Below are 18,277 nucleotides of genomic sequence, written 5' to 3' on the forward strand. Positions count from 1 at the left end.
ATACATCATGAACGAACGCATTTGGACGAGAGACTTTATCATGATTGTCCTGGTGAATTTATTTACGTTCACCTCTTTTTATGCCCTTTTAACCTTGCTACCTATTTACACAATGGATGAACTAAATGGAACAGAATCACAGGGCGGTCTCCTTGTGACGGTCTTCTTATTGTCTGCCATTGTGACAAGACCGTTTTCAGGAGCGATTATTGAGAAATTCGGTAAAAAACAGATGGCGATTTTCTCATCAACGGCTTTTGCCTTACTCACTTACTTATACATCCCAATTGATCAATTCCAAACGCTTCTCATGCTGCGTTTCGTGCAGGGCATCTTTTTTAGCATTTTGACGACAGTAACCAGTGCCATTGCGGCAGATATGATTCCAAAACATAAACGCGGGGAAGGACTCGGCTACTTTGTCATGTCCATGAACCTCGCTGTGGTTATCGGTCCATTTATCGCACTGAATCAAGTAGGAAAAGTAGGATTCCATTCCTTATTCCTTCTTTTTTCCATTATCGTTACCATTGGTGCCGCTTTTACAATGCTGATCAGACAGCCAGAGCTTGAAGATGGGGGTAGTGTCGTCTTCCGATTTACTTTTTCTCATCTGTTCGAAAAAGGTGCATTAAAAACAGCGGCAGTCGGCATCATTATTTCCTTCTGTTATTCGCCGATCATTTCATTTATTTCAGTCTATGCCAATTCCCTTGACTTGATGGGGGCAAGCAGTTATTTCTTTATTGTGTTTGCGGCAGCGATGCTTGGATCACGTCCATTTACAGGCAGACTTTTTGACCGAGTAGGACCTCACATTGTGATCTATCCTTCGATTGCTCTTTTTGCGATTGGTTTATGGATGCTGACAGCTACACATTCAGCTACAATGCTTCTTCTATCAGGTGGTGTCATTGGACTTGGCTATGGATCGCTAGTACCATGTTTACAAACACTTGCCATTCAGCACTCACCAGCTCACCGTACAGGCTATGCGACGGCTACTTTCTTCACTTTATATGATACGGGTATTGCTGCTGGCTCATTTGTATTTGGTCTTCTTGTCAGCTTCACAGACTTTTCAAACGTATATCTCATTGCAGGTATTGTTGTCTTGCTCAGTATGTTTGTTTTTTATTGGAGTGAACGAAAGCCCCAAGAAGCAAAAGCACAGAAGGTCTCCCTATCAGAATAGGATTCTATTTTAAACTTCAACGGAAACATGCTAAAATATAGGATGTTTCAAATAAACGATTATTTGAAAAATAGTTGGCATTAAGCGAAGGTATAGGTGATGTTTTGAATTACGAATTGTTTAAAGTGATACACGGGATGGCTCATCATTCTGAGTTTTTAGATCAGGCCATGATTTTCATTACGAAAAAGGCCATTCTTGTGTACGCCCTTGTCTTATTGATTTGCTGGTTTTTAGGTAATCACAAATTTAAGAAGCATGTCTTCTTTTCCGGTGTAACGGGCATCGCGGCACTTATCGTCAATTTTGCGATTACACTGGTTCATTATGAGGAGCGGCCGTTTGTGGCGCATAAAGTCGACACACTCATTCCGCACTCAGCAGATGCTTCCTTCCCAAGTGACCATACAACAGGTGCACTGGCTCTTTCACTTGCCATTCGATCTCGTAATAAAAAGCTTGGCAACATCTTGCTCGTCTTTGGATTACTCACAGGATTCTCCCGCATCTGGGTCGGTCACCATTATCCATTAGATGTTTTAGGCAGCTTGGTCGTATCGATTGTGGTCGTCTTTATCATGAATAAATTATGGAAATTCTTTGACTCTCCAATTGATCGCATCGTTACTTTCTATGAGACAATTGTAGGGAAAATATTTAGAAGGAAGCAAAAGGATCAGGGCTCTGACCTGTCTAACTCTTAAGCGGCTTGCGATAACGTGATGAAGATTCTTCTTCCACTTATCGCGCCGCTTTTTTTATTGACTGTCCTCCTCTGACCTTGTTCGAAAAATAAAGACTGACACCGATGCCGATAAGGGAAATCATGATCAGCGTCCAGCCTAACTGCTCAAAATGAGGACCAGCAATTTCATCTCCAAACAGCATACCGAGAACAGCAGATGACAGAATGGAACCAAGGTAGCGACATGTTTGAAAAAGCCCAGAGGACGTGCCAATCATATGCTGAGGGCTTGCCTTGAGCATCGCAGCTTGCAGCGCAACATTTCCAATCCCGTAACTAAGTCCAAGCAGCGCTAGAACAAGCCCTTTTCCCCATAATGGTGCCGGAATAAAAAAGAAGGTCATCGCAGACGCCCCAGCCAGCATCAATACCGCACTGGCTAATACCGGATGGCGTTCATCCCCGCGGTCCACCCACTTACCCGTCAGCGGAGAGACAATGATGCTCACCCCAGACATGCAAAGCATAAAAAGACCCGTCATTTCCACACGCCAGCCTAATTCATCTTGGAAATAGCTCGGCAAACCAAAGAAAAGACAATAGAAAAAGATATTTAAAATGACAAATTGCACATACACGAGTGAAAGTCGCTGCTCCTGCCTGAACATCCGAATTTGAATAAACGGTTCATCCACCTGATACTCCCACCAAATAAAAGCGCCTGCACTCAAGAGACAAAGAATCCCCTGTACATATTGAATGCCATGACCTAGTGATAATAAAAACGAAAGCAGAAGGACAATACAAACTGTAAAAAGCAGCATCCCTGGCAGATCGAGCTTCCGTACCGTTTCACCTATACGCAGCTTTCTCTTTTTCTGCTCCTTTGGAAACAAAGATAGTCCAAGAAAGAAGCTGATTAAAATAAAAGGCAGATTCACTAAAAAGATAGCCGGCCAGCCGCCGATTGTCATTAAAAAGCCGCCAAGTGTCGGTCCAAGCGCCGTCATCGCTGAAGCAAAAATGGACAATACCGCTAACGCCGATGCCTGCTTGTCTTGAATATGATCCCGAATGAGTCCGACACCAGAAGGATAAATGGCACTGCTCCCAATTGCCTGCAACAACCGAATCACAATCAGCACCGCAAACGTCGGGGCAAACGGCGCACAGATGGCTGAGACCGCGACAAGACCCAGTCCGAATAAAAATAATGTTCTCCGGCTCATCACATGATCCCCAATCCGGCCGCTCACCGGCTGCGTCACCGCACTAGCTAAATAAAAAGACGAAATAAGCCAAGATACAGTCGTAAATGACAAACCGAATTCATGCTGGATTTGATGCAAGGCCAAAGAAATCATTGAGGAATTTAACGGATTTAACATTGTCCCAAAGGCAATCGCAGTTAAAAAGACTTTTCGGTTGTCCCTCCACTTCTTCATACACCGACCCCCTCTTTGTGTTCTGACATGTTTCCTTCCGTTATTATGAGATTCATTTCCCTTTTTTACCCTGATCAATTCAAGTTCTCTCTTGGAAAAGCAAGACATACATTTTAAAAAGGGCGAGTGTTGGAAAAACACATATAAAATTGAGAATATGAGGAACAAATGGTAAGATGCTACACATATTTAAAAGCCTACTTTCTCCTTATATGGAGAAAGGCTGAAAAGGAGGAGAAGCTTATTATTAAGAAAAGACGGTTTTGGGTCCCAGCCCTTTTCTCGGTTGCAGTATTACTTCTGTCTTCGTGTGGTGCAAATGAAACAAATGGGAACGGAGATAAACGTAATTCTACAGCGAAAGGGTCGCCAATTTTGGAGGATGGAAAATTTATATTTGCAGCATCAGGTGAATTTCACCCGTTCAGTTACATGGATGGAAATCAGATGTCAGGCTTTGATATCGATGTAGGCAATGCGATTAGTGACAAACTAGGCCTCGAGCCTATACAGAAGAAATATAAATTCGCAGGCATCGTTGAAGGTGTGAAATCAGGAAAATTTGATGCGGCAGTTGCAAGTCATACCATCAATGAGGAACGAAAAAAACACGTCCTTCTTTCTAAGCCCTACTACTACTCTGGTCCGCAAATTTTCACAAGACCTGGAGCAGACATTCAACATGCTGATGATTTAAAAGGCAAAGAAATTGCTGTATCAAAAGGCTCGTCCTACGCTGATATTGCAAAGGAACATAGCGGGCAGGAACCAAAATATTACGACAGTGATGTAGTCGCTTTAGAAGCACTAGCCAACGGAAAACACGATGCAGTCGTGACGGATTTTGCGACAGGTGCAGAAGCCATGAAGAAAAAATTAAAGATCGAAGCGCAGGAAAGACTCGGACAAAGTGAGCAGGCAATTGCTGTATCTAAAGAAAATGAACAGCTCATAAAAGAGATCAACGATGCGATTGACGCATTAAAAAAGGACGGAACATTAAAACAAATTAGCGAGAAATACTTTGATGAAGACATCACAGTCAAACAAAATTAAAACCACGATTGTGCGCCTTTTTTAGGCGCACTTTCTTCAAATGGAGATGATTGTTTTGCCTACCCTATCACATTTTTTTCAGACGCTGATTGATTCAAGAGGTATTTTTTTAGAAGGAATGCTGCTCACCTTACAGCTCACTGTGATCAGCATCTTCATCGGCATGTTCATCGGGCTTTTCTTTGCTTTATTGAAAATATCACGCGTGGCTGTCTTCGGTTATATCGCCAACGCCTATATCTTCCTTGTACGCGGCACACCACTGATTGTTCAAATTTTCATCCTATATTTTGGACTGACAGAATTAAATATTCCCGACTTCTGGGCCGCTTCCATTGCGCTCGCCTTTCATAATGGAGCGTATATAGCAGAAATATTCAGAGGTGCCATCCAATCAATCGATCAAGGGCAAAAAGAGGCTGGACGCTCACTTGGCATGGGGCGCTTTCTAACAATGAGACGTATTATTCTCCCGCAAGCGATGCGGCGTGCCCTCCCCCCTCTTGGCAACCAGTTCATTATTGGCTTAAAAGATTCATCACTCGCCGCCTTTATTAGCGTCAATGAACTATTTAACGTCGCCACCACCCAAGGCTCAAACAGCTTTGACAATATGACCTATTTACTTGTTGTAGCCGTCTATTACTTAGTTCTTGTCCTGCTGTTAACATTCGCTGTCCAAACCTTTGAGAAGAAACTATCAGTCAGTGACCATTAGGAGGAGAAACATGACAGAATCAAAGGAACTCATTCGTGTTGAAAAACTCAATAAACACTTCGGAGAACTGCATGTTTTAAAGGATATCGACCTCACTGTTTATGAAAATGATGTGGTCGTCTTAATTGGAGCCAGTGGCTCTGGAAAAAGCACCTTGCTCCGCTGTATGAACTTTTTAGAAATCAAAAATGATGGTGAAATCGTCATTGATGGCAGCCCTGTTCACCCAAAACGCGATCAATTAAACGAGATGCGGCAAAAAATAGGCATGGTGTTTCAGCATTTTAACCTCTTTCCGCATAAAACTGTGCTTGAAAACATCATCGAAGCGCCTGTTATGGTGAAAAAAACAAAAAAGGCTCAAGCTGTATCAGAAGCCAATGTCCTGTTAGAAAAGGTCGGACTTGCAGATAAAGCCAACGTATATCCTTCTAAGCTATCAGGCGGTCAAAAGCAGCGTGTGGCTATTGCAAGAGCTCTCGCCATGAAACCAGATGTCATGTTATTTGACGAACCTACGTCTGCCCTCGATCCAGAGCTTGTAGGCGAGGTACTACAAACAATGAAAAGTCTCGCAAAAGAAGGCATGACGATGGTTATCGTCACACATGAAATGGGCTTTGCGAAAGAAGTCGCCGATCGTGTCGTCTATATGCACGAAGGCCGTATCGTCGAAGAAGGCACGCCATCAAAATTGTTCGATTTTCCTCAAGAGGAACGAACCAAGCTGTTTCTCAGCTCCATTTTATAGGTCAAACGCCCTTTATTTTTCGTGCTCAATGCACGTTTTTTCTCATATTTCACGAACTTTTCATCCATTTATATTGAATATAACCAAAAACCATGTAAGATTACCTTACATGAATATGTCATATATGACTTTTCTCTCTATAATGAAGAATTAAGAAATCAATTAATTCTGAATGATTCAGGGGGAATGCAGCATGCAAATGGGTGATACAGTATTTATGTTCTTCTGCGCACTACTCGTGTGGTTAATGACACCGGGTTTAGCCTTATTCTACGGAGGACTCGTGAGAAGTAAAAACGTCTTAAGTACAACCATGCACAGCTTAACTTCACTAGCGATCGTCTCTATTGTATGGATCATGTTTGGCTATTCCTTGGCTTTTGCGCCAGGCAATGCATGGATTGGAGGCTTAGACTGGATTGGATTAAAAGGCGTTGGCTTTGAACCCGGTCCCTACAGTGAGACCATCCCACATTCATTGTTCATGATGTTCCAAATGACCTTTGCCGTCTTAACAACAGCCATCATCTCAGGTGCCTTTGCTGAACGAATTCGCTACTCAGCGGTCGTTGTGTTTACACTCCTTTGGGTCACATTTGTATACGCGCCAGTCGCACACTGGGTATGGGGCGGCGGTTGGATTGGCGAAATGGGTGCGCTCGACTTCGCTGGAGGAAACGTGGTTCACATTTCATCAGGTGTTGCAGGTCTAGTCGTAGCGATTGTGCTCGGGAAGCGTAAAGAAGCAGCAAGCTCTTCTCCTCACAATTTGATTTATACTCTTCTTGGCGGAGCTGTCATTTGGTTTGGATGGTTTGGCTTTAACGTTGGAAGTGCCCTTACCTTAGACAGTGTCGCAATGTATGCCTTTATTAACACCAATACAGCTGCTGCTGCGGGAATCATCGGCTGGCTGTTAGTCGAGTGGATGATCAACAAAAAACCGACCATGCTCGGCGCGATTTCTGGAGCCATCGCAGGTCTTGTGGCAATTACACCTGCCGCCGGTTTTGTCACACCTTTTGCTTCTATCATCATCGGAATTATTGGCGGGATTGTGTGTTTCTGGGGAGTCTTCTCACTCAAAGCCAAATTTGGCTATGATGATGCACTAGATGCATTCGGTCTTCACGGAATTGGCGGGACTTGGGGAGGAATTGCAACCGGGCTTTTCGCAACAACCTCTGTCAATGACGGTGGAGCCAATGGATTATTCTACGGAGATCCCAGCTTACTTTGGAAGCAAGTCGTCGCTATTGTGGCCACTTATGCCTTTGTAGCTGTTGTGACATACGTAATCATCAAAGTGGTCAATCTCTTCTTTAAGATTCGCGCAACCGAAGAAGAAGAATCAGTGGGTCTTGATTTAACCATGCATGGGGAAAAAGCTTATCAAGATTAAAGAAAAAGGGGTGTCTCTATGAGCAAAATGTATAAAGTGGAGATTGTCACACGTCCAGCCAATTTTGAAACATTAAAGGTGGAGCTTGGAAAGATTGGCGTCACTTCCATTACCTTTTCGAATGTACACGGCTGCGGTTTACAAAAGGGACATACAGAGCTATACCGTGGCGTCAAAAAGGAAAGTAATGTGTACGAACGATTAAAGATTGAAATCGTCCTAAGCGAAGTACCTGTCGAACAGGTCGTTGAAACAGCTCAAAAGGTACTTCGTACAGGCGAACCAGGGGATGGGAAAATTTTTATATATGAGATAGAAAATACAATCAACATTCGGACAGGTGAAGAAGGACCTGCCGCTCTTTAAACCATCCTCCGCCGAGTGCGGGGGATTTTTTAAAGACAGAAAAAAACCTCTGCATGATTCATATACAGAGGTTTCAAGACTTAAGATTGTTTTGTTTCTTCAGATTGACTGCTGTCTTTAGAGGAATCAGAAGACTTTTCTTGATCAGAGGATTTGCCCTTCTCATCAGACTTTTCTTCAGATTTTTCTCCAGCAGGCTCTTTGGCCTTATCTTCAGCAGCAGGTTCCTTCGTTTTTTCATCAGCTTTTGGCTGAGCAGGTTCTTTTGCTTCTTCCGTCACTTCTTGCGCGGCCTTTTCAATAGTTGAAACAGGCTTGTCAATGAAGCTAAGTGGATTAAGCGCTAAACCTTCCATACGAATTTCAAAATGCACATGGTTGCCGCTTTCAGCACCATAAAGATTTTTACCAGAAGCACCGATGACATCATTCTGCTTCACTTCATCGCCTTCTTTAACACTCACCTGTGACAACGATTGATAAACAGTCGATAATCCATCTTCATGTTCAATTTCAACGACATGACCGAGAACTGGATCTTTTTTCGCTTGAACCACTGTTCCACTAAGAGCAGCTGTGACATCAAACACTTTGCCATCTTTATCTGCAAGATCAATACCTTTGCTCAAGGTATAGGTGTTATTATAGTTTACAAGTGCTGCTTCTTTTTCTTTTTGATCAGCATCTGCTTCATAGAACTTTTTCACGACAGAAACATTATCAGAATTCTGGACTGGCATGGCAACATTTTCAATTGGCTTTCCAACTTCAACGGCATCATCACGCTGTTCTTGCCCTGTTTGATTTCCATCAGATAGTTGGTCTTTCACATCTTTTGATACAGCTTGATACCAAAGAACGGCTGTTAACACGACCGCTGCGCTGACCAAGTAAATTGCAGGGAATACCCAGCGCTTACGGAAAAATTGCTGAACTTTTGTGATTTTGGAAGTACGTTTCTTTTCTTCCTCTCTCATTTTTCATCACCTCAGCAACATTCTGAACACTTTTCAAAAAATATATACACACGAAATCATTTTTCTTTTTATTTTGCGCAATCGCATCAATAATATGTATGATGAATGAAAAAAAGATGGGGGACTTTAATGTGAAAACTTTCAACCGTATAGCAACAGAAGATGACCTCAAAGCAATCGTTGATATTTACAATTCGACTATAGCTTCAAGAGAAGTAACCGCCGATACAGAACCAGTTTCAGTTGAAGACCGCCGGCAATGGTTTTTGAATCATTCAGAGAAAAGACCTCTCTATGTGAAAACAGATGAGGATGGACATATTTACGGCTGGCTCAGCTTTGAAACGTTTTATGGAAGACCTGCATACAACGGGACCGTTGAAATGAGTATTTACTTAAACCAAGACGATCGAGGGAAAGGCTTAGGGTCACTTTTTTTACAAGAGGCCATTGAGTTGGCACCTTCACTAGGCATTCGAACATTACTCGCCTTTATTTTCGGGCACAACGAAGCCAGCATTCGATTATTTAAAAAGCACGGCTTTGAAACATGGGGTCACCTGCCACGCATCGCAGAAATGGACGGCAGCAGGTACGATTTAGACATTCTAGGAAAAGAATTATAAAATGAGCGTCTCTCCAACAAAGAGACGCTTCAGATTGTTGACAAAGGGCTAAAATGATCTTGATTTTAGCCCTTTGTCTTCTTTTCAGCGTGATAGAAAACCTTTGCAGTCAAGGAAGGACGAGTACTGGAGCGGAGCGAATTTGACATTCCTGAGCACCAGCACGCAGGACTGACAACGAATGCGAGGGTTTGTCTACATGCTGGAGCGTCTCTCCAACAAAGAGACGCTTTTTTATGATGCGTGTAACAGCTGTTCAAACTGTTTCGCATTTTGAACAGATTTTCTTTGGAGGATGATGCCATGTTCATCTATCAGAATCGCTTGCGGAACAACAGTTACCCCATACAGCTCCATGATTTGCGAAGAGCGCATATACACAGCTTGATCAGGCAGCAATTGAAGGAGCAATGCATCATCTCCTTGTTCATCTCCATTGATGAACATGAACTGAGTATCATCGCTAGAAATGTGCTGACGCATATCAGACAAAATGCTTTTGCATGTCATACAAGTGGTATTTACAAATAACAGCATCACGGCTCTTCCGTTCTGTAAATACTCCTTTAAAATGACCTTATCTCCTAAACGTGTATAGCTTCGAAATAACGGCGCACCATCACCAACATCCGCTTCCTTTAATTCAATCCCATCAAGGGATTTAATTTTACTCATAAATTTTCCGATAAAGCGGGCAAGCAAAAACACGACCGCCAGCTGAGCTATGACAATGAATAACACAATAATTAGTAGAATATCAGTCATTTCACTTGGTCTCCTTCTATAAACGATTCAAATTGATTCATCCATTTTCTTTTGAACATCATGATTGTTTTCCCAACCGCTATAATCAGACAGACAGCCACTGCAATCAGAAAACAAATAATATGAAGTGGCCACGGAATTGTTTCTACATAGGGATGGACATAAAACAACCCAATCACAAGAGCCAGCATCGACACATTACGAATCACAATTCCCCAGTGAAGATGGTCATTTTCAAGCAAACCTCCACAGCCGCATGAAATGTTACGATGTCCTCTCAATAAATTGAAGGTGACCGCTCCAGTATAGATACATAAAAGTGCTGTAAGACCAATCGCAGGTACAAAAGACATGTTCCACACGAACAATAAACCCGTACAAGCCAATTCAACAGTCAAAAACAAATAAAACATGGGCGCCGTGAGCGCAGGAGGCAGCAGGCGATAAGCATTCATCTGCTGAATATGCGCCGTTTGTTTTCTCACTTTATCAAGCCATGCACCTGCAAAGATGATTCCTAATAAATAGACACCTATAAAATAAAAGACACTCACCTTACGCCATCTCCTTTTGTTGAAATAGTTGGGATTGTGCCTCGTAAAGCCTTTTGTACTCTCCATCTAGCGCCATTAGCTCTTCATGGTTCCCCTCTTCAACGAAAGCACCATCTTTCATCACGATAATCCGGTCTGCTAAGCGGGCCGCTCCCATACGGTGTGTGATAAACAAGACCCCTTGATCCTGCGTATGATCGAATAGCTTTCGAATGAGTGAAATCTCCGATAGCGGATCGAGAGCAGAAGTCGGTTCATCTAAAATGATAAAATCACTTTCTCTAAAAAAGGTTCTCGCCATCGCAAGCTTTTGCCATTGTCCGCCAGATAGTTCATGACCTTCTTCAAAAAACCGGCCAAGCTGCGCATCGTATGTTTCTTCCATTTGATGAATTCTTTTCTCTATGCCGGCTTGCCGTGCAGCTGAGATCATGCGCTCTTTATCATCTATTTCGTCAATACGGCCAAATCCAATGTTTTCTTTCACAGTGAATTCGTACTTCATAAAATCTTGAAAAAGGACGGCCATTCTCGCATGATATGATTTTTTATAAATGGTCGAAATCGATTCACCATTGACCTTTTGCATATTCGGCTTATCTGGATCATATAAACCAGTCAAGCATTTAATCAAGGTCGTCTTACCTGATCCGTTATCCCCCACCAATGCAATGCGTTCACCTTTATCGATATGAAAATGTATATGTTCAATAGCAGGCGTTTTCATATTCGGATAGGTAAAAGAGAGATTTTCTAGCGTAATGGACTGAATACATTCAATCCTCCGAAGCGATGCCGCTTCCTCTGTCTGCTCATCAATTTCTTCTTCTCTCTTTTGAAAAGCTCTCATTTCATCAATATAGAGACTCGTTTCATATAAACTAGAACATTCCCTCGTCAAATCCTGAAAACCACTTTGAATATTTTGCACAGCTTGGAGCACAGCGACAAACGTACCCGCAGCTAATTTCTTTTGAAAGATAAGAAAGACAATAAAAAGACCGCAGCACACATAGGCAAATGTCATAAGCAATCCACCTGCCATCTCCCAGCGAACCTGACGTTTTAGTAATTTATATTTTTCATCTGCACTTTTTACATAATGGCCTTTCCATTTTTGAAGAAGGTAATTTCCTATTCCATATAAACGGATTTCCTTCAATGAATCTCGCTGCGCAACAAGATCAGACACATACATTTCTCTTCGATCATTTGCCGTTAACATGCGGTTTAATTGATACCGTGCGCCTCCAAAGAAAAGCTCAATCCACAAGACAGGCAGAGTACATAAGATCAGAATGACCGCCAAGCCCCAATGGATACCAATCATATAAATGAGAAGTGATACAACAGTAATCAATGCGCTCATGATTGTAAAAATACTTCTAACCATACTCAGAACATGCTGATGACTGTTCATCACACGTTGACTTTCATTATAAAAAGACGGGTGTTCAAATGTAATATATGGAAGCTTAATCGCTTTTTGAAGCAATTCACCCTTCAAATGCAAACCAATCAGATTTGTCGCTTTCTGCTGACTAAGCTGAAGAATGAATTGAAGCCCATATCCTAAAATCACAATGACCATTTGCAACCCAAATAACCTTAAGACCTTTTGAATATCTCCTGAAGAAGTCATGAATAAAATAATTTCATTAATCAATGTTTGAATAATCCAGACACTAGCCAAAGGCATAAAGCCAACGATCACTTGGATGAATAGAGTTAACAGAAGATATGATCGACTTCTTTTCCAAGTATAGGAGATTGCATATAAACAATGGTTCACTGTACTCATCAAACGCTCCACCTTACACCATTTAGTATAATTGACATATTTTTGATATTTATATTATGATAGCTCTGCGTAACTTCATTCTGAGAGGACGATATACGATGACTTCAATCTTACTTTTACAGCTAACTCTTATTCTTTGTAGCCTTTTATTGACGATCGGAATCATGATCTATTTAAAACACCAGATGGAATTAATCATCTTACCGATCCAGCATGTTGGACAAAAATTTGTTCATCCGCTACTCGAAAAACCATCACCTATTCAAATAAATGATCTACTGCAAACCAATCACAAGCAGCAGCTGCTTGTATTCACTGACACAGCATGTCCGCATTGCATCCCATCACTGGAACAATTCCTAGAAACGAAAAAGCAGCGTCAATTAGACATTTCTTTTAGTATTTTGCTAAAGAATGGGAAAGAAGAGGATCAAGAATTATATCGTGATAACCAAACCAACATGCGAATTATCTCAGTGGACGAACAAATGATAGGCGCCTTTCATATTGAAGAGTTTCCATATTACATCATGGTAGAAGAAGATGAAACAATCTCATATGCAGCCCCTTTTCCGGATGGTCTTTATTCAAGGTTTTCTGCAAAATAAACATAAATGAGGCATGTGAAGATAACAAACACACGCCTCATTTTTTTATTGGTTTGGATCTGCCTGAACATCCTGATCCTTTTCCCTTGCGGCGATTTCACTCGCTTCACTTGAAGCTGTGGCTTGTTCCTCAGCTTGTTCAAACTCACTGCGAGCCTCATTTGAAATATCTACTTGGTCACCATGCTGATTCACAGTAACGGATGAAGAAGACGATTCTTTTTGAACCTCTTTCTCTAGTTCCTTTAATTTAGACACATGAAGCTCTAAATCTTTTCCTTGCTGAACTAGAGTCAGTTGTTGAAATAATGCCTTTCTCTCTTCTGGAGAATGGTCGCCTTGAACAATTTTCGCTGCTTGGTTTAAAAAAGAATTGGATGTTTGACTCGCTTGACGACTGTTTGACGTCTGCATAGCATTTGTTAAGAATGAAATTGAAGATATGCTCATGCGTTCACATCCTATTAAATAAAATCCTTGAATTTAGCAGCCACATCTAATGCGTTCTTGGCTAGTACAAATCTCACCTGTATCACGATCCACGTAGTAACGGAAAGTTCCAACACCTTGAAGGAAACAAGTTGGCGCTGATTTGCATGAAGTGACTAATTTTTGCAAAATACATCTTGAAGCTGCAGGTTGAACATTGGTCATTTTGTTTAAGAAACGATCTAACATATGAATTCCACCTTCCAATTTTTATGGTAATACAACACAATAATAACCAATTACAAGACAACTAACAACATATTTTGATAATTTTACTAATTATTTTTAACTACTAATCTTATTTATGACATAAATTGTCGTTAAAATTCATAGTAAATGTTACTTTTTTCTTATTCGAAGATAATTTATTTATCCATAAATAGTAAAGTGAAGATAGAAATTTTTAAAATTGTTCTACATCCACTCTTCCTAAAGTACTACCTGCTCAAGTATGATAAAGAGTGAATACATAAAGGAGTGAACACCATTGCAACAAACTGAGAAAATCATTCAATCTCTTCATTCGATCACAAAGTGGGGAAAAGTTGGTAGTATATTTCTCTATATTTCAGGTGGCTTAGCTATTCTTATTGGTTTTTGGCTTGTTCTTCCTGCTGCCCTTGGCGTCTTCCTCATTATGATGGGAATCCATGTACAAAAATCTGTAAACGCAGCGGAACAATTAATTCAAGCTCCTGATACTTCTTATGAAGAGTTATTAGAACAATATGCTAAGATGATGAAAATGCAGACACTATTTGCCATATCAAGTATTGTCGCAGCCATTCTATCATTCATCGCCATTATCCTGATGCTGGTATTAGGCGGTCTAGCATTTCTTCAAGAAATTCCCAGTGACATTCAGCACTACGAAGGTGAATACGAAGAAGAGCTTGGTGACTTTTATTAATGGAGAGGGGGTATCAATGAACATTTGATACCCCTTTTCTTTGATATTTGGCATCGTTTTACCCTTCTAAGCTTGACATTCTATCTTGATCATTTTAAAATACAAATCGTAACCATTACGAATTAAAGGAGGTTCCTATTACCGATGCGTGTAAAAATTACCTTAGCCTGTACTGAAACTGGTGAGAGAAACTATATCACAACAAAGAATAAAAGAACGAATCCGGACCGACTGGAGTTAAAAAAATATTCCCCTCGGTTAAAGAAATATACCCTTCATAGAGAAACAAAATAATTTTTTAGGTTTCAAATCGTAATCATTACTTTTTAAGAGAGGCGGAAATGAACATGAGCATTGGCAAAGGGACAGAAGGAAATGAATAAGCGAATACCCGTTACAGTATTAAGTGGTTTTTTAGGAGCTGGAAAAACAACGATATTAAATCATGTACTACAAAATCGTAAAGGGTTAAAAGTAGCTGTTATTGTTAATGACATGAGCGAAATTAATATTGATGCAGAACTAATCAAACAAGGCGGTGAGCTCTCTCGATCAGATGAGAAGCTAGTTGAATTATCTAATGGTTGTATTTGCTGCACATTAAGAGAAGATTTGTTAATAGAAGTAGAGCGCCTATGTAAGACTGGTCATATTGATTATATTGTCATTGAGTCAACAGGTATTAGTGAACCTATTCCAGTCGCGCAAACTTTCTCTTATATTGATGAAGAAATGGGGATAGATTTGACGCGCTTTTGCCGGCTAGACACGATGGTCACTGTTGTAGATGCGAACCGTTTCTGGACCGACTTCCAGTCAGGAGAAAGTCTATTAGACCGTAAACAAGCCGTTTCCGATGATGACGAACGAGAAATTTCCGATTTACTGATTGATCAAATTGAATTTTGCGATGTGTTGATTATCAATAAGTGTGATCTAGTATCAAACTCAGAATTAGACCGACTTGAGCACGTGCTGACCACACTTCAATCAGAAGCATCTATCATCAGAACCTCAAAAGGGCAAGTAAAGCCAAGTGACATTTTAAATACTGGTTTATTCGATTTTGAAAAGTCCAGTGCTTCTGCTGGCTGGATTAAAGAAATCAACGCTGGGCATTCTCAGCATACGCCAGAAACAGAAGAATACCAAATCTCATCCTTTGTTTATGAAAGAAGACTTCCCTTCCATACTGGCAGGTTAAATAATTGGTTAGATCAGATGCCAGAGCAAATAGTTCGCGCTAAAGGATTTACATGGCTTGCCACACATCATGATTTAACCATTTTAATTTCACAGGCTGGAAAATCTGTTGCGATTGAACCAATTGCCTACTGGATTGCTGCCTTGCCTGAGCAAGAAAAAGCACAGATATTAAAGCAAGAACCAGAGCTTCTTGATGAGTGGGACGCAGAATTTGGTGACAGGCATACAAAACTTGTGTTTATTGGCGTAGATTTACCTAAAGCAGATATCATTCGCACACTTGATCAATGCTTACTCACACCTGAGGAATTTGATCAAGAATGGACTACGTTTGAAGACCCCTTTCAATGGAAAATCCAACATTAAGCCAGGAGGGTTTTAAGTGGCAAAGAAATCTAAAATTGCTAAAGAAAAAAAGCGGCAGCAGCTTGTATTGAAATATGCAGAATTAAGAAAAGAGTTGAAAGAACAAGGTGACTATGAAGCTTTGAGGAAATTACCCAGAGACTCTTCCCCTACCCGCTTAAAAAACCGCTGTGAATTAACCGGTCGTCCTAGAGGTTACTTACGAAAATTTAAAATGTCTAGAATTGCTTTTCGTGAGCTTGCCTATAAGGGCCAAATTCCAGGAGTGAAAAAATCGAGCTGGTAAACATTGAGTTGATCTTATCACAGCTCCCATAAAAGTAAAGCAGTAAAAAATGTTGAAAAATCTATTTTCTGAGCATATCTCAACCTTTTTGAGCCACAAAATAACATTTTAAAAACCAGCAGAGTTTCTGCTGGTTTTTGATCATGACAGGATTCTAAGATGAATAGACCTATTTCTATAAAAGAATTTTCAACAATGATTATGACATTTTCTCTACTTTTCAAAAAATCATGATCATGATACTTTGTTGTCACTACCCACCGATGTATGACATTTCAACTTTTTTCTGATCTTTCTTCTGCTCTCTCTCAGCTGAATATTGATCATCTCTATTCGACCATAGTTCCTTCAATATGTTCTTTGTATCTTCATTATCTTTTGTTGAGCGAATCACCCGCTTCAGATCAAAACCCGATGATGCAAAAAGACATGTAAACAATTCACCGCGAGCAGAAAGTCTCGCTCTATTACATGTTCCACAAAAGGCATCTGAAACAGAAGAAATAATGCCTATCTCTCCTGAACCATCTTGGTAATAGAATCGGTTGGCTACTTCACCTGGATATTGAGGAGGTTCTGGTTTGATGGGAAATGTTGAATCAATTAGACCAATAATCTCTTTCTTTGTCATGACATGCTCTAGATTCCATTTGTTCGTATTTCCGACATCCATAAACTCGATAAATCTGAGAACATGTCCTTCTTTTTTAAAGTAAGCTGCCATTGGTAAGACATCCTGATCATTCACACCTTTTTGAACAACCATATTGATCTTAATAGCAAGTCCAGCTTTTTTTGCAGCCTCAATCCCATCAAACACTTTTTGGATAGAAATATTCCTTCCGTTCATTTGCTTGAAACGGTCAGGGTTTAATGAATCCAAACTAATGGTGACTCTTTGAAGACCTGCTTTCTTTAACTTTTCAGCATATACAGGTAAAAGCGTTCCATTAGTTGTCATAGCAATATCTTCGATTCCTGGAATTTTCGAGAGCTTTTCTATTAAGATAGGCAAATCTTTTCGCATTAAGGGTTCACCACCCGTGATGCGTATTTTCACCACACCTAGGTCCTTTGCAAAAAGGGTAGCAAGCTGTTCAATTTCTTCGAAACTAAGCAGTTCTTCTTTATTCAAAAAAGGATAATCTGGTCCAAAAATTTCAGCAGGCATACAGTACGTACATCTAAAGTTACAGCGATCTGTTACTGAGATTCTTAAATCGCGCAATGGTCGATGTCTCTTATCCAATATACTGTCCATACTTTGCCTCCTATTCTGTTATACGCTGATGGTGAGTGTATATATTAAAAGATTCTCCTCTGACAAATCCAACTGTCGTGATATTTAATTCTTCTGCCATATTAAGCGCCAGCTCAGTTGGTGCTGATTTTGAGATGACGATCGACACTCCTAGTTTTGCTGCCTTCAATAGAACTTCTGACGATATCCGGCCGCTAAACACAAGGATTTTATCTCTAAGCGGAATTCGATGAAGTAAACAGTATCCATAGATTTTATCTAAAGCATTATGTCTTCCTATATCAGTTCTAGTGATGAATAGTTTTTCTGTGTCACACAGTCCAGCATTATGCACACCACCAGTATGTTGAAACAATTGACTTTCTTCTTGTAAACATTTCATTAGACGCATACAAGTTTCAGCAGAAATGTTGATTCGATCAATGGCTGTTTTTGCTGTTTTCACATCTTGGAGAAAATAAAAGTGTCTCCCTTTCCCGCAGCAAGAACCAATCACCCGCTTAGTAAAATCTGATGACTGAAATCCGCTTGAGTGAACTAAATCAACATAGGCAAAGCCCATACTTTCATCTATTGTAAACCTTTTAATCTCATTTTCAAATCGAATGACTCCTTCTGAAGCTAAAAAACCGATCACCAATTCTTTCAAATGATCTGGTGAACAAACAAGTGTTACAAATTCCTCTCCATTCACGATCACAGTTAAAGGAAATTCTTCTACAACTTCATCTGTTTTGCAAGTAAATTGACCTTCACGGTATTGGTGTATAACTCGTTTCTTTTTAACAGAAGGATTCATTGTATGATCTT

The 18,277-nt window shown here is 40.4% G+C and carries 21 protein-coding genes; 13 read left to right on the forward strand and 8 right to left on the reverse strand.

Annotated elements, in window-relative coordinates:
• Nucleotides 1-7 precede the first annotated feature (7 nt).
• Both MHH41_RS16580 and MHH41_RS16585 read left to right on the forward strand, forming a co-directional pair.
• Nucleotides 8-1,195, forward strand: coding sequence for an MFS transporter (locus tag MHH41_RS16580; protein WP_253622083.1), 1,188 nt, complete (start codon nt 8-10; stop codon nt 1,193-1,195).
• 104 nt (nt 1,196-1,299) lie between these two features.
• A complete protein-coding gene (locus tag MHH41_RS16585) occupies nt 1,300-1,899 on the forward strand; it encodes an undecaprenyl-diphosphatase (RefSeq protein WP_137054296.1) in 600 nt (199 codons plus the stop codon).
• Between the two features lie 37 nt (nt 1,900-1,936).
• Here the strand turns inward: MHH41_RS16585 and MHH41_RS16590 are convergent, their stop codons facing one another.
• On the reverse strand, nt 1,937-3,325 hold the full coding sequence (locus MHH41_RS16590; RefSeq protein WP_226804251.1) for an MFS transporter: 1,389 nt from the start codon (nt 3,323-3,325) through the stop codon (nt 1,937-1,939).
• Between the two features lie 168 nt (nt 3,326-3,493).
• Here MHH41_RS16590 and MHH41_RS16595 point away from each other — a divergent pair, with 168 nt between their 5' ends.
• From MHH41_RS16595 to MHH41_RS16615, 5 genes are all read left to right on the forward strand, one after another.
• Nucleotides 3,494-4,381 (forward strand): transporter substrate-binding domain-containing protein, encoded by an 888-nt coding sequence (locus MHH41_RS16595; protein WP_050944421.1) that lies wholly within the window; start codon nt 3,494-3,496, stop codon nt 4,379-4,381.
• A 40-nt stretch (nt 4,382-4,421) separates the two neighbouring features.
• Complete coding sequence (locus MHH41_RS16600; protein WP_078061638.1) at nt 4,422-5,099, forward strand: amino acid ABC transporter permease; 678 nt, start codon at nt 4,422-4,424, stop codon at nt 5,097-5,099.
• A 10-nt stretch (nt 5,100-5,109) separates the two neighbouring features.
• The gene (locus MHH41_RS16605; RefSeq protein WP_226804253.1) at nt 5,110-5,850 is read left to right on the forward strand and encodes an amino acid ABC transporter ATP-binding protein; all 741 of its coding nucleotides are present in this window, start codon (nt 5,110-5,112) and stop codon (nt 5,848-5,850) included.
• Nucleotides 5,851-6,043: 193 nt separating this feature from the next.
• Nucleotides 6,044-7,252, forward strand: a complete 1,209-nt coding sequence (locus tag MHH41_RS16610; protein WP_003215412.1) for an ammonium transporter — start codon at nt 6,044-6,046, stop codon at nt 7,250-7,252.
• Nucleotides 7,253-7,270: 18 nt separating this feature from the next.
• Entirely contained in the window at nt 7,271-7,618 is a 348-nt protein-coding gene (locus MHH41_RS16615; protein ID WP_003214763.1) for a P-II family nitrogen regulator, read from the forward strand.
• Nucleotides 7,619-7,698: 80 nt separating this feature from the next.
• On the opposite strand, the gene MHH41_RS16620 is transcribed toward MHH41_RS16615, so the two are convergent.
• Nucleotides 7,699-8,595, reverse strand: a complete 897-nt coding sequence (locus tag MHH41_RS16620; protein ID WP_003214850.1) for a peptidoglycan DD-metalloendopeptidase family protein — start codon at nt 8,593-8,595, stop codon at nt 7,699-7,701.
• Between the two features lie 116 nt (nt 8,596-8,711).
• Between MHH41_RS16620 and MHH41_RS16625 the strand changes: the two genes are divergently transcribed.
• Nucleotides 8,712-9,221, forward strand: a complete 510-nt coding sequence (locus tag MHH41_RS16625; RefSeq protein WP_034620260.1) for a GNAT family N-acetyltransferase — start codon at nt 8,712-8,714, stop codon at nt 9,219-9,221.
• A 234-nt stretch (nt 9,222-9,455) separates the two neighbouring features.
• Here MHH41_RS16625 and MHH41_RS16630 read toward each other — a convergent pair whose 3' ends face one another.
• The 3 genes from MHH41_RS16630 to MHH41_RS16640 are packed head-to-tail and all read right to left on the reverse strand — an operon-like array spanning nt 9,456 to nt 12,341.
• Nucleotides 9,456-9,986: a TlpA family protein disulfide reductase gene (locus MHH41_RS16630; protein ID WP_050944424.1), complete on the reverse strand. Its 531-nt coding sequence runs from the start codon at nt 9,984-9,986 to the stop codon at nt 9,456-9,458.
• Nucleotides 9,983-10,540 carry a MauE/DoxX family redox-associated membrane protein gene (locus MHH41_RS16635; protein WP_050944425.1) on the reverse strand — a complete coding sequence of 186 codons (558 nt, stop codon included), beginning with the start codon at nt 10,538-10,540 and terminating at the stop codon, nt 9,983-9,985. Before MHH41_RS16635 ends, MHH41_RS16630 begins: the two co-directional genes overlap by 4 nt.
• Before the next feature lies 1 nt (nt 10,541).
• Complete coding sequence (locus MHH41_RS16640) at nt 10,542-12,341, reverse strand: ABC transporter ATP-binding protein (RefSeq protein ID WP_106032123.1); 1,800 nt, start codon at nt 12,339-12,341, stop codon at nt 10,542-10,544.
• Nucleotides 12,342-12,439: 98 nt separating this feature from the next.
• On the opposite strand from MHH41_RS16640, the gene MHH41_RS16645 reads away from it, so the two are divergent.
• Nucleotides 12,440-12,949: a hypothetical protein gene (locus tag MHH41_RS16645; protein ID WP_212045621.1), complete on the forward strand. Its 510-nt coding sequence runs from the start codon at nt 12,440-12,442 to the stop codon at nt 12,947-12,949.
• 45 nt (nt 12,950-12,994) lie between these two features.
• Here MHH41_RS16645 and MHH41_RS16650 read toward each other — a convergent pair whose 3' ends face one another.
• Nucleotides 12,995-13,399, reverse strand: a complete 405-nt coding sequence (locus MHH41_RS16650; RefSeq protein WP_137054288.1) for a hypothetical protein — start codon at nt 13,397-13,399, stop codon at nt 12,995-12,997.
• Nucleotides 13,400-13,925: 526 nt separating this feature from the next.
• Here MHH41_RS16650 and MHH41_RS16655 point away from each other — a divergent pair.
• The 4 genes from MHH41_RS16655 to rpsN all read left to right on the forward strand — a co-directional run bounded on the left by MHH41_RS16655 (nt 13,926) and on the right by rpsN (nt 16,206).
• Nucleotides 13,926-14,348, forward strand: a complete 423-nt coding sequence (locus MHH41_RS16655; protein ID WP_050944429.1) for a DUF5362 family protein — start codon at nt 13,926-13,928, stop codon at nt 14,346-14,348.
• 144 nt (nt 14,349-14,492) lie between these two features.
• The gene (gene rpmG / locus MHH41_RS16660; RefSeq protein ID WP_137054287.1) at nt 14,493-14,642 is read left to right on the forward strand and encodes a 50S ribosomal protein L33; all 150 of its coding nucleotides are present in this window, start codon (nt 14,493-14,495) and stop codon (nt 14,640-14,642) included.
• A gap of 81 nt (nt 14,643-14,723) precedes the next feature.
• A complete protein-coding gene (locus tag MHH41_RS16665; RefSeq protein ID WP_212045622.1) occupies nt 14,724-15,920 on the forward strand; it encodes a GTP-binding protein in 1,197 nt (398 codons plus the stop codon).
• 16 nt (nt 15,921-15,936) lie between these two features.
• Complete coding sequence (gene rpsN / locus MHH41_RS16670; RefSeq protein ID WP_212045623.1) at nt 15,937-16,206, forward strand: 30S ribosomal protein S14; 270 nt, start codon at nt 15,937-15,939, stop codon at nt 16,204-16,206.
• Between the two features lie 253 nt (nt 16,207-16,459).
• Here rpsN and moaA read toward each other — a convergent pair whose 3' ends face one another.
• Together moaA and fdhD are read right to left on the reverse strand one after the other, a co-directional pair.
• Complete coding sequence (gene moaA / locus MHH41_RS16675; protein ID WP_212045624.1) at nt 16,460-17,467, reverse strand: GTP 3',8-cyclase MoaA; 1,008 nt, start codon at nt 17,465-17,467, stop codon at nt 16,460-16,462.
• A 10-nt stretch (nt 17,468-17,477) separates the two neighbouring features.
• A complete protein-coding gene (fdhD, locus tag MHH41_RS16680; RefSeq protein WP_137054285.1) occupies nt 17,478-18,266 on the reverse strand; it encodes a formate dehydrogenase accessory sulfurtransferase FdhD in 789 nt (262 codons plus the stop codon).
• Between the last annotated feature and the right edge of the window lie 11 nt (nt 18,267-18,277).

This window comes from Bacillus sp. FSL K6-1145, assembly GCF_038003425.1.
GTDB lineage: Bacteria > Bacillota > Bacilli > Bacillales > Bacillaceae > Bacillus > Bacillus pumilus.

What these genes read in the sequence shown, in the direction of transcription:
- MHH41_RS16595 (WP_050944421.1), top strand. Translation starts at nt 3,494, where the DNA reads ATGGTAAGATGCTACACATATTTAAAAGCCTACTTTCTCCTTATATGG.
- moaA (WP_212045624.1), bottom strand. Translation starts at nt 17,467, where the DNA reads ATGGACAGTATATTGGATAAGAGACATCGACCATTGCGCGATTTAAGA.
- MHH41_RS16640 (WP_106032123.1), bottom strand. Translation starts at nt 12,341, where the DNA reads ATGAGTACAGTGAACCATTGTTTATATGCAATCTCCTATACTTGGAAA.
- MHH41_RS16615 (WP_003214763.1), top strand. Translation starts at nt 7,271, where the DNA reads ATGAGCAAAATGTATAAAGTGGAGATTGTCACACGTCCAGCCAATTTT.
- MHH41_RS16630 (WP_050944424.1), bottom strand. Translation starts at nt 9,986, where the DNA reads ATGACTGATATTCTACTAATTATTGTGTTATTCATTGTCATAGCTCAG.
- MHH41_RS16610 (WP_003215412.1), top strand. Translation starts at nt 6,044, where the DNA reads ATGCAAATGGGTGATACAGTATTTATGTTCTTCTGCGCACTACTCGTG.
- MHH41_RS16605 (WP_226804253.1), top strand. Translation starts at nt 5,110, where the DNA reads ATGACAGAATCAAAGGAACTCATTCGTGTTGAAAAACTCAATAAACAC.
- MHH41_RS16645 (WP_212045621.1), top strand. Translation starts at nt 12,440, where the DNA reads ATGACTTCAATCTTACTTTTACAGCTAACTCTTATTCTTTGTAGCCTT.
- MHH41_RS16665 (WP_212045622.1), top strand. Translation starts at nt 14,724, where the DNA reads ATGAATAAGCGAATACCCGTTACAGTATTAAGTGGTTTTTTAGGAGCT.
- MHH41_RS16625 (WP_034620260.1), top strand. Translation starts at nt 8,712, where the DNA reads ATGGGGGACTTTAATGTGAAAACTTTCAACCGTATAGCAACAGAAGAT.
- MHH41_RS16600 (WP_078061638.1), top strand. Translation starts at nt 4,422, where the DNA reads ATGGAGATGATTGTTTTGCCTACCCTATCACATTTTTTTCAGACGCTG.
- MHH41_RS16590 (WP_226804251.1), bottom strand. Translation starts at nt 3,325, where the DNA reads ATGAAGAAGTGGAGGGACAACCGAAAAGTCTTTTTAACTGCGATTGCC.
- MHH41_RS16650 (WP_137054288.1), bottom strand. Translation starts at nt 13,399, where the DNA reads ATGAGCATATCTTCAATTTCATTCTTAACAAATGCTATGCAGACGTCA.
- rpmG (WP_137054287.1), top strand. Translation starts at nt 14,493, where the DNA reads ATGCGTGTAAAAATTACCTTAGCCTGTACTGAAACTGGTGAGAGAAAC.
- MHH41_RS16620 (WP_003214850.1), bottom strand. Translation starts at nt 8,595, where the DNA reads ATGAGAGAGGAAGAAAAGAAACGTACTTCCAAAATCACAAAAGTTCAG.
- MHH41_RS16580 (WP_253622083.1), top strand. Translation starts at nt 8, where the DNA reads ATGAACGAACGCATTTGGACGAGAGACTTTATCATGATTGTCCTGGTG.
- fdhD (WP_137054285.1), bottom strand. Translation starts at nt 18,266, where the DNA reads ATGAATCCTTCTGTTAAAAAGAAACGAGTTATACACCAATACCGTGAA.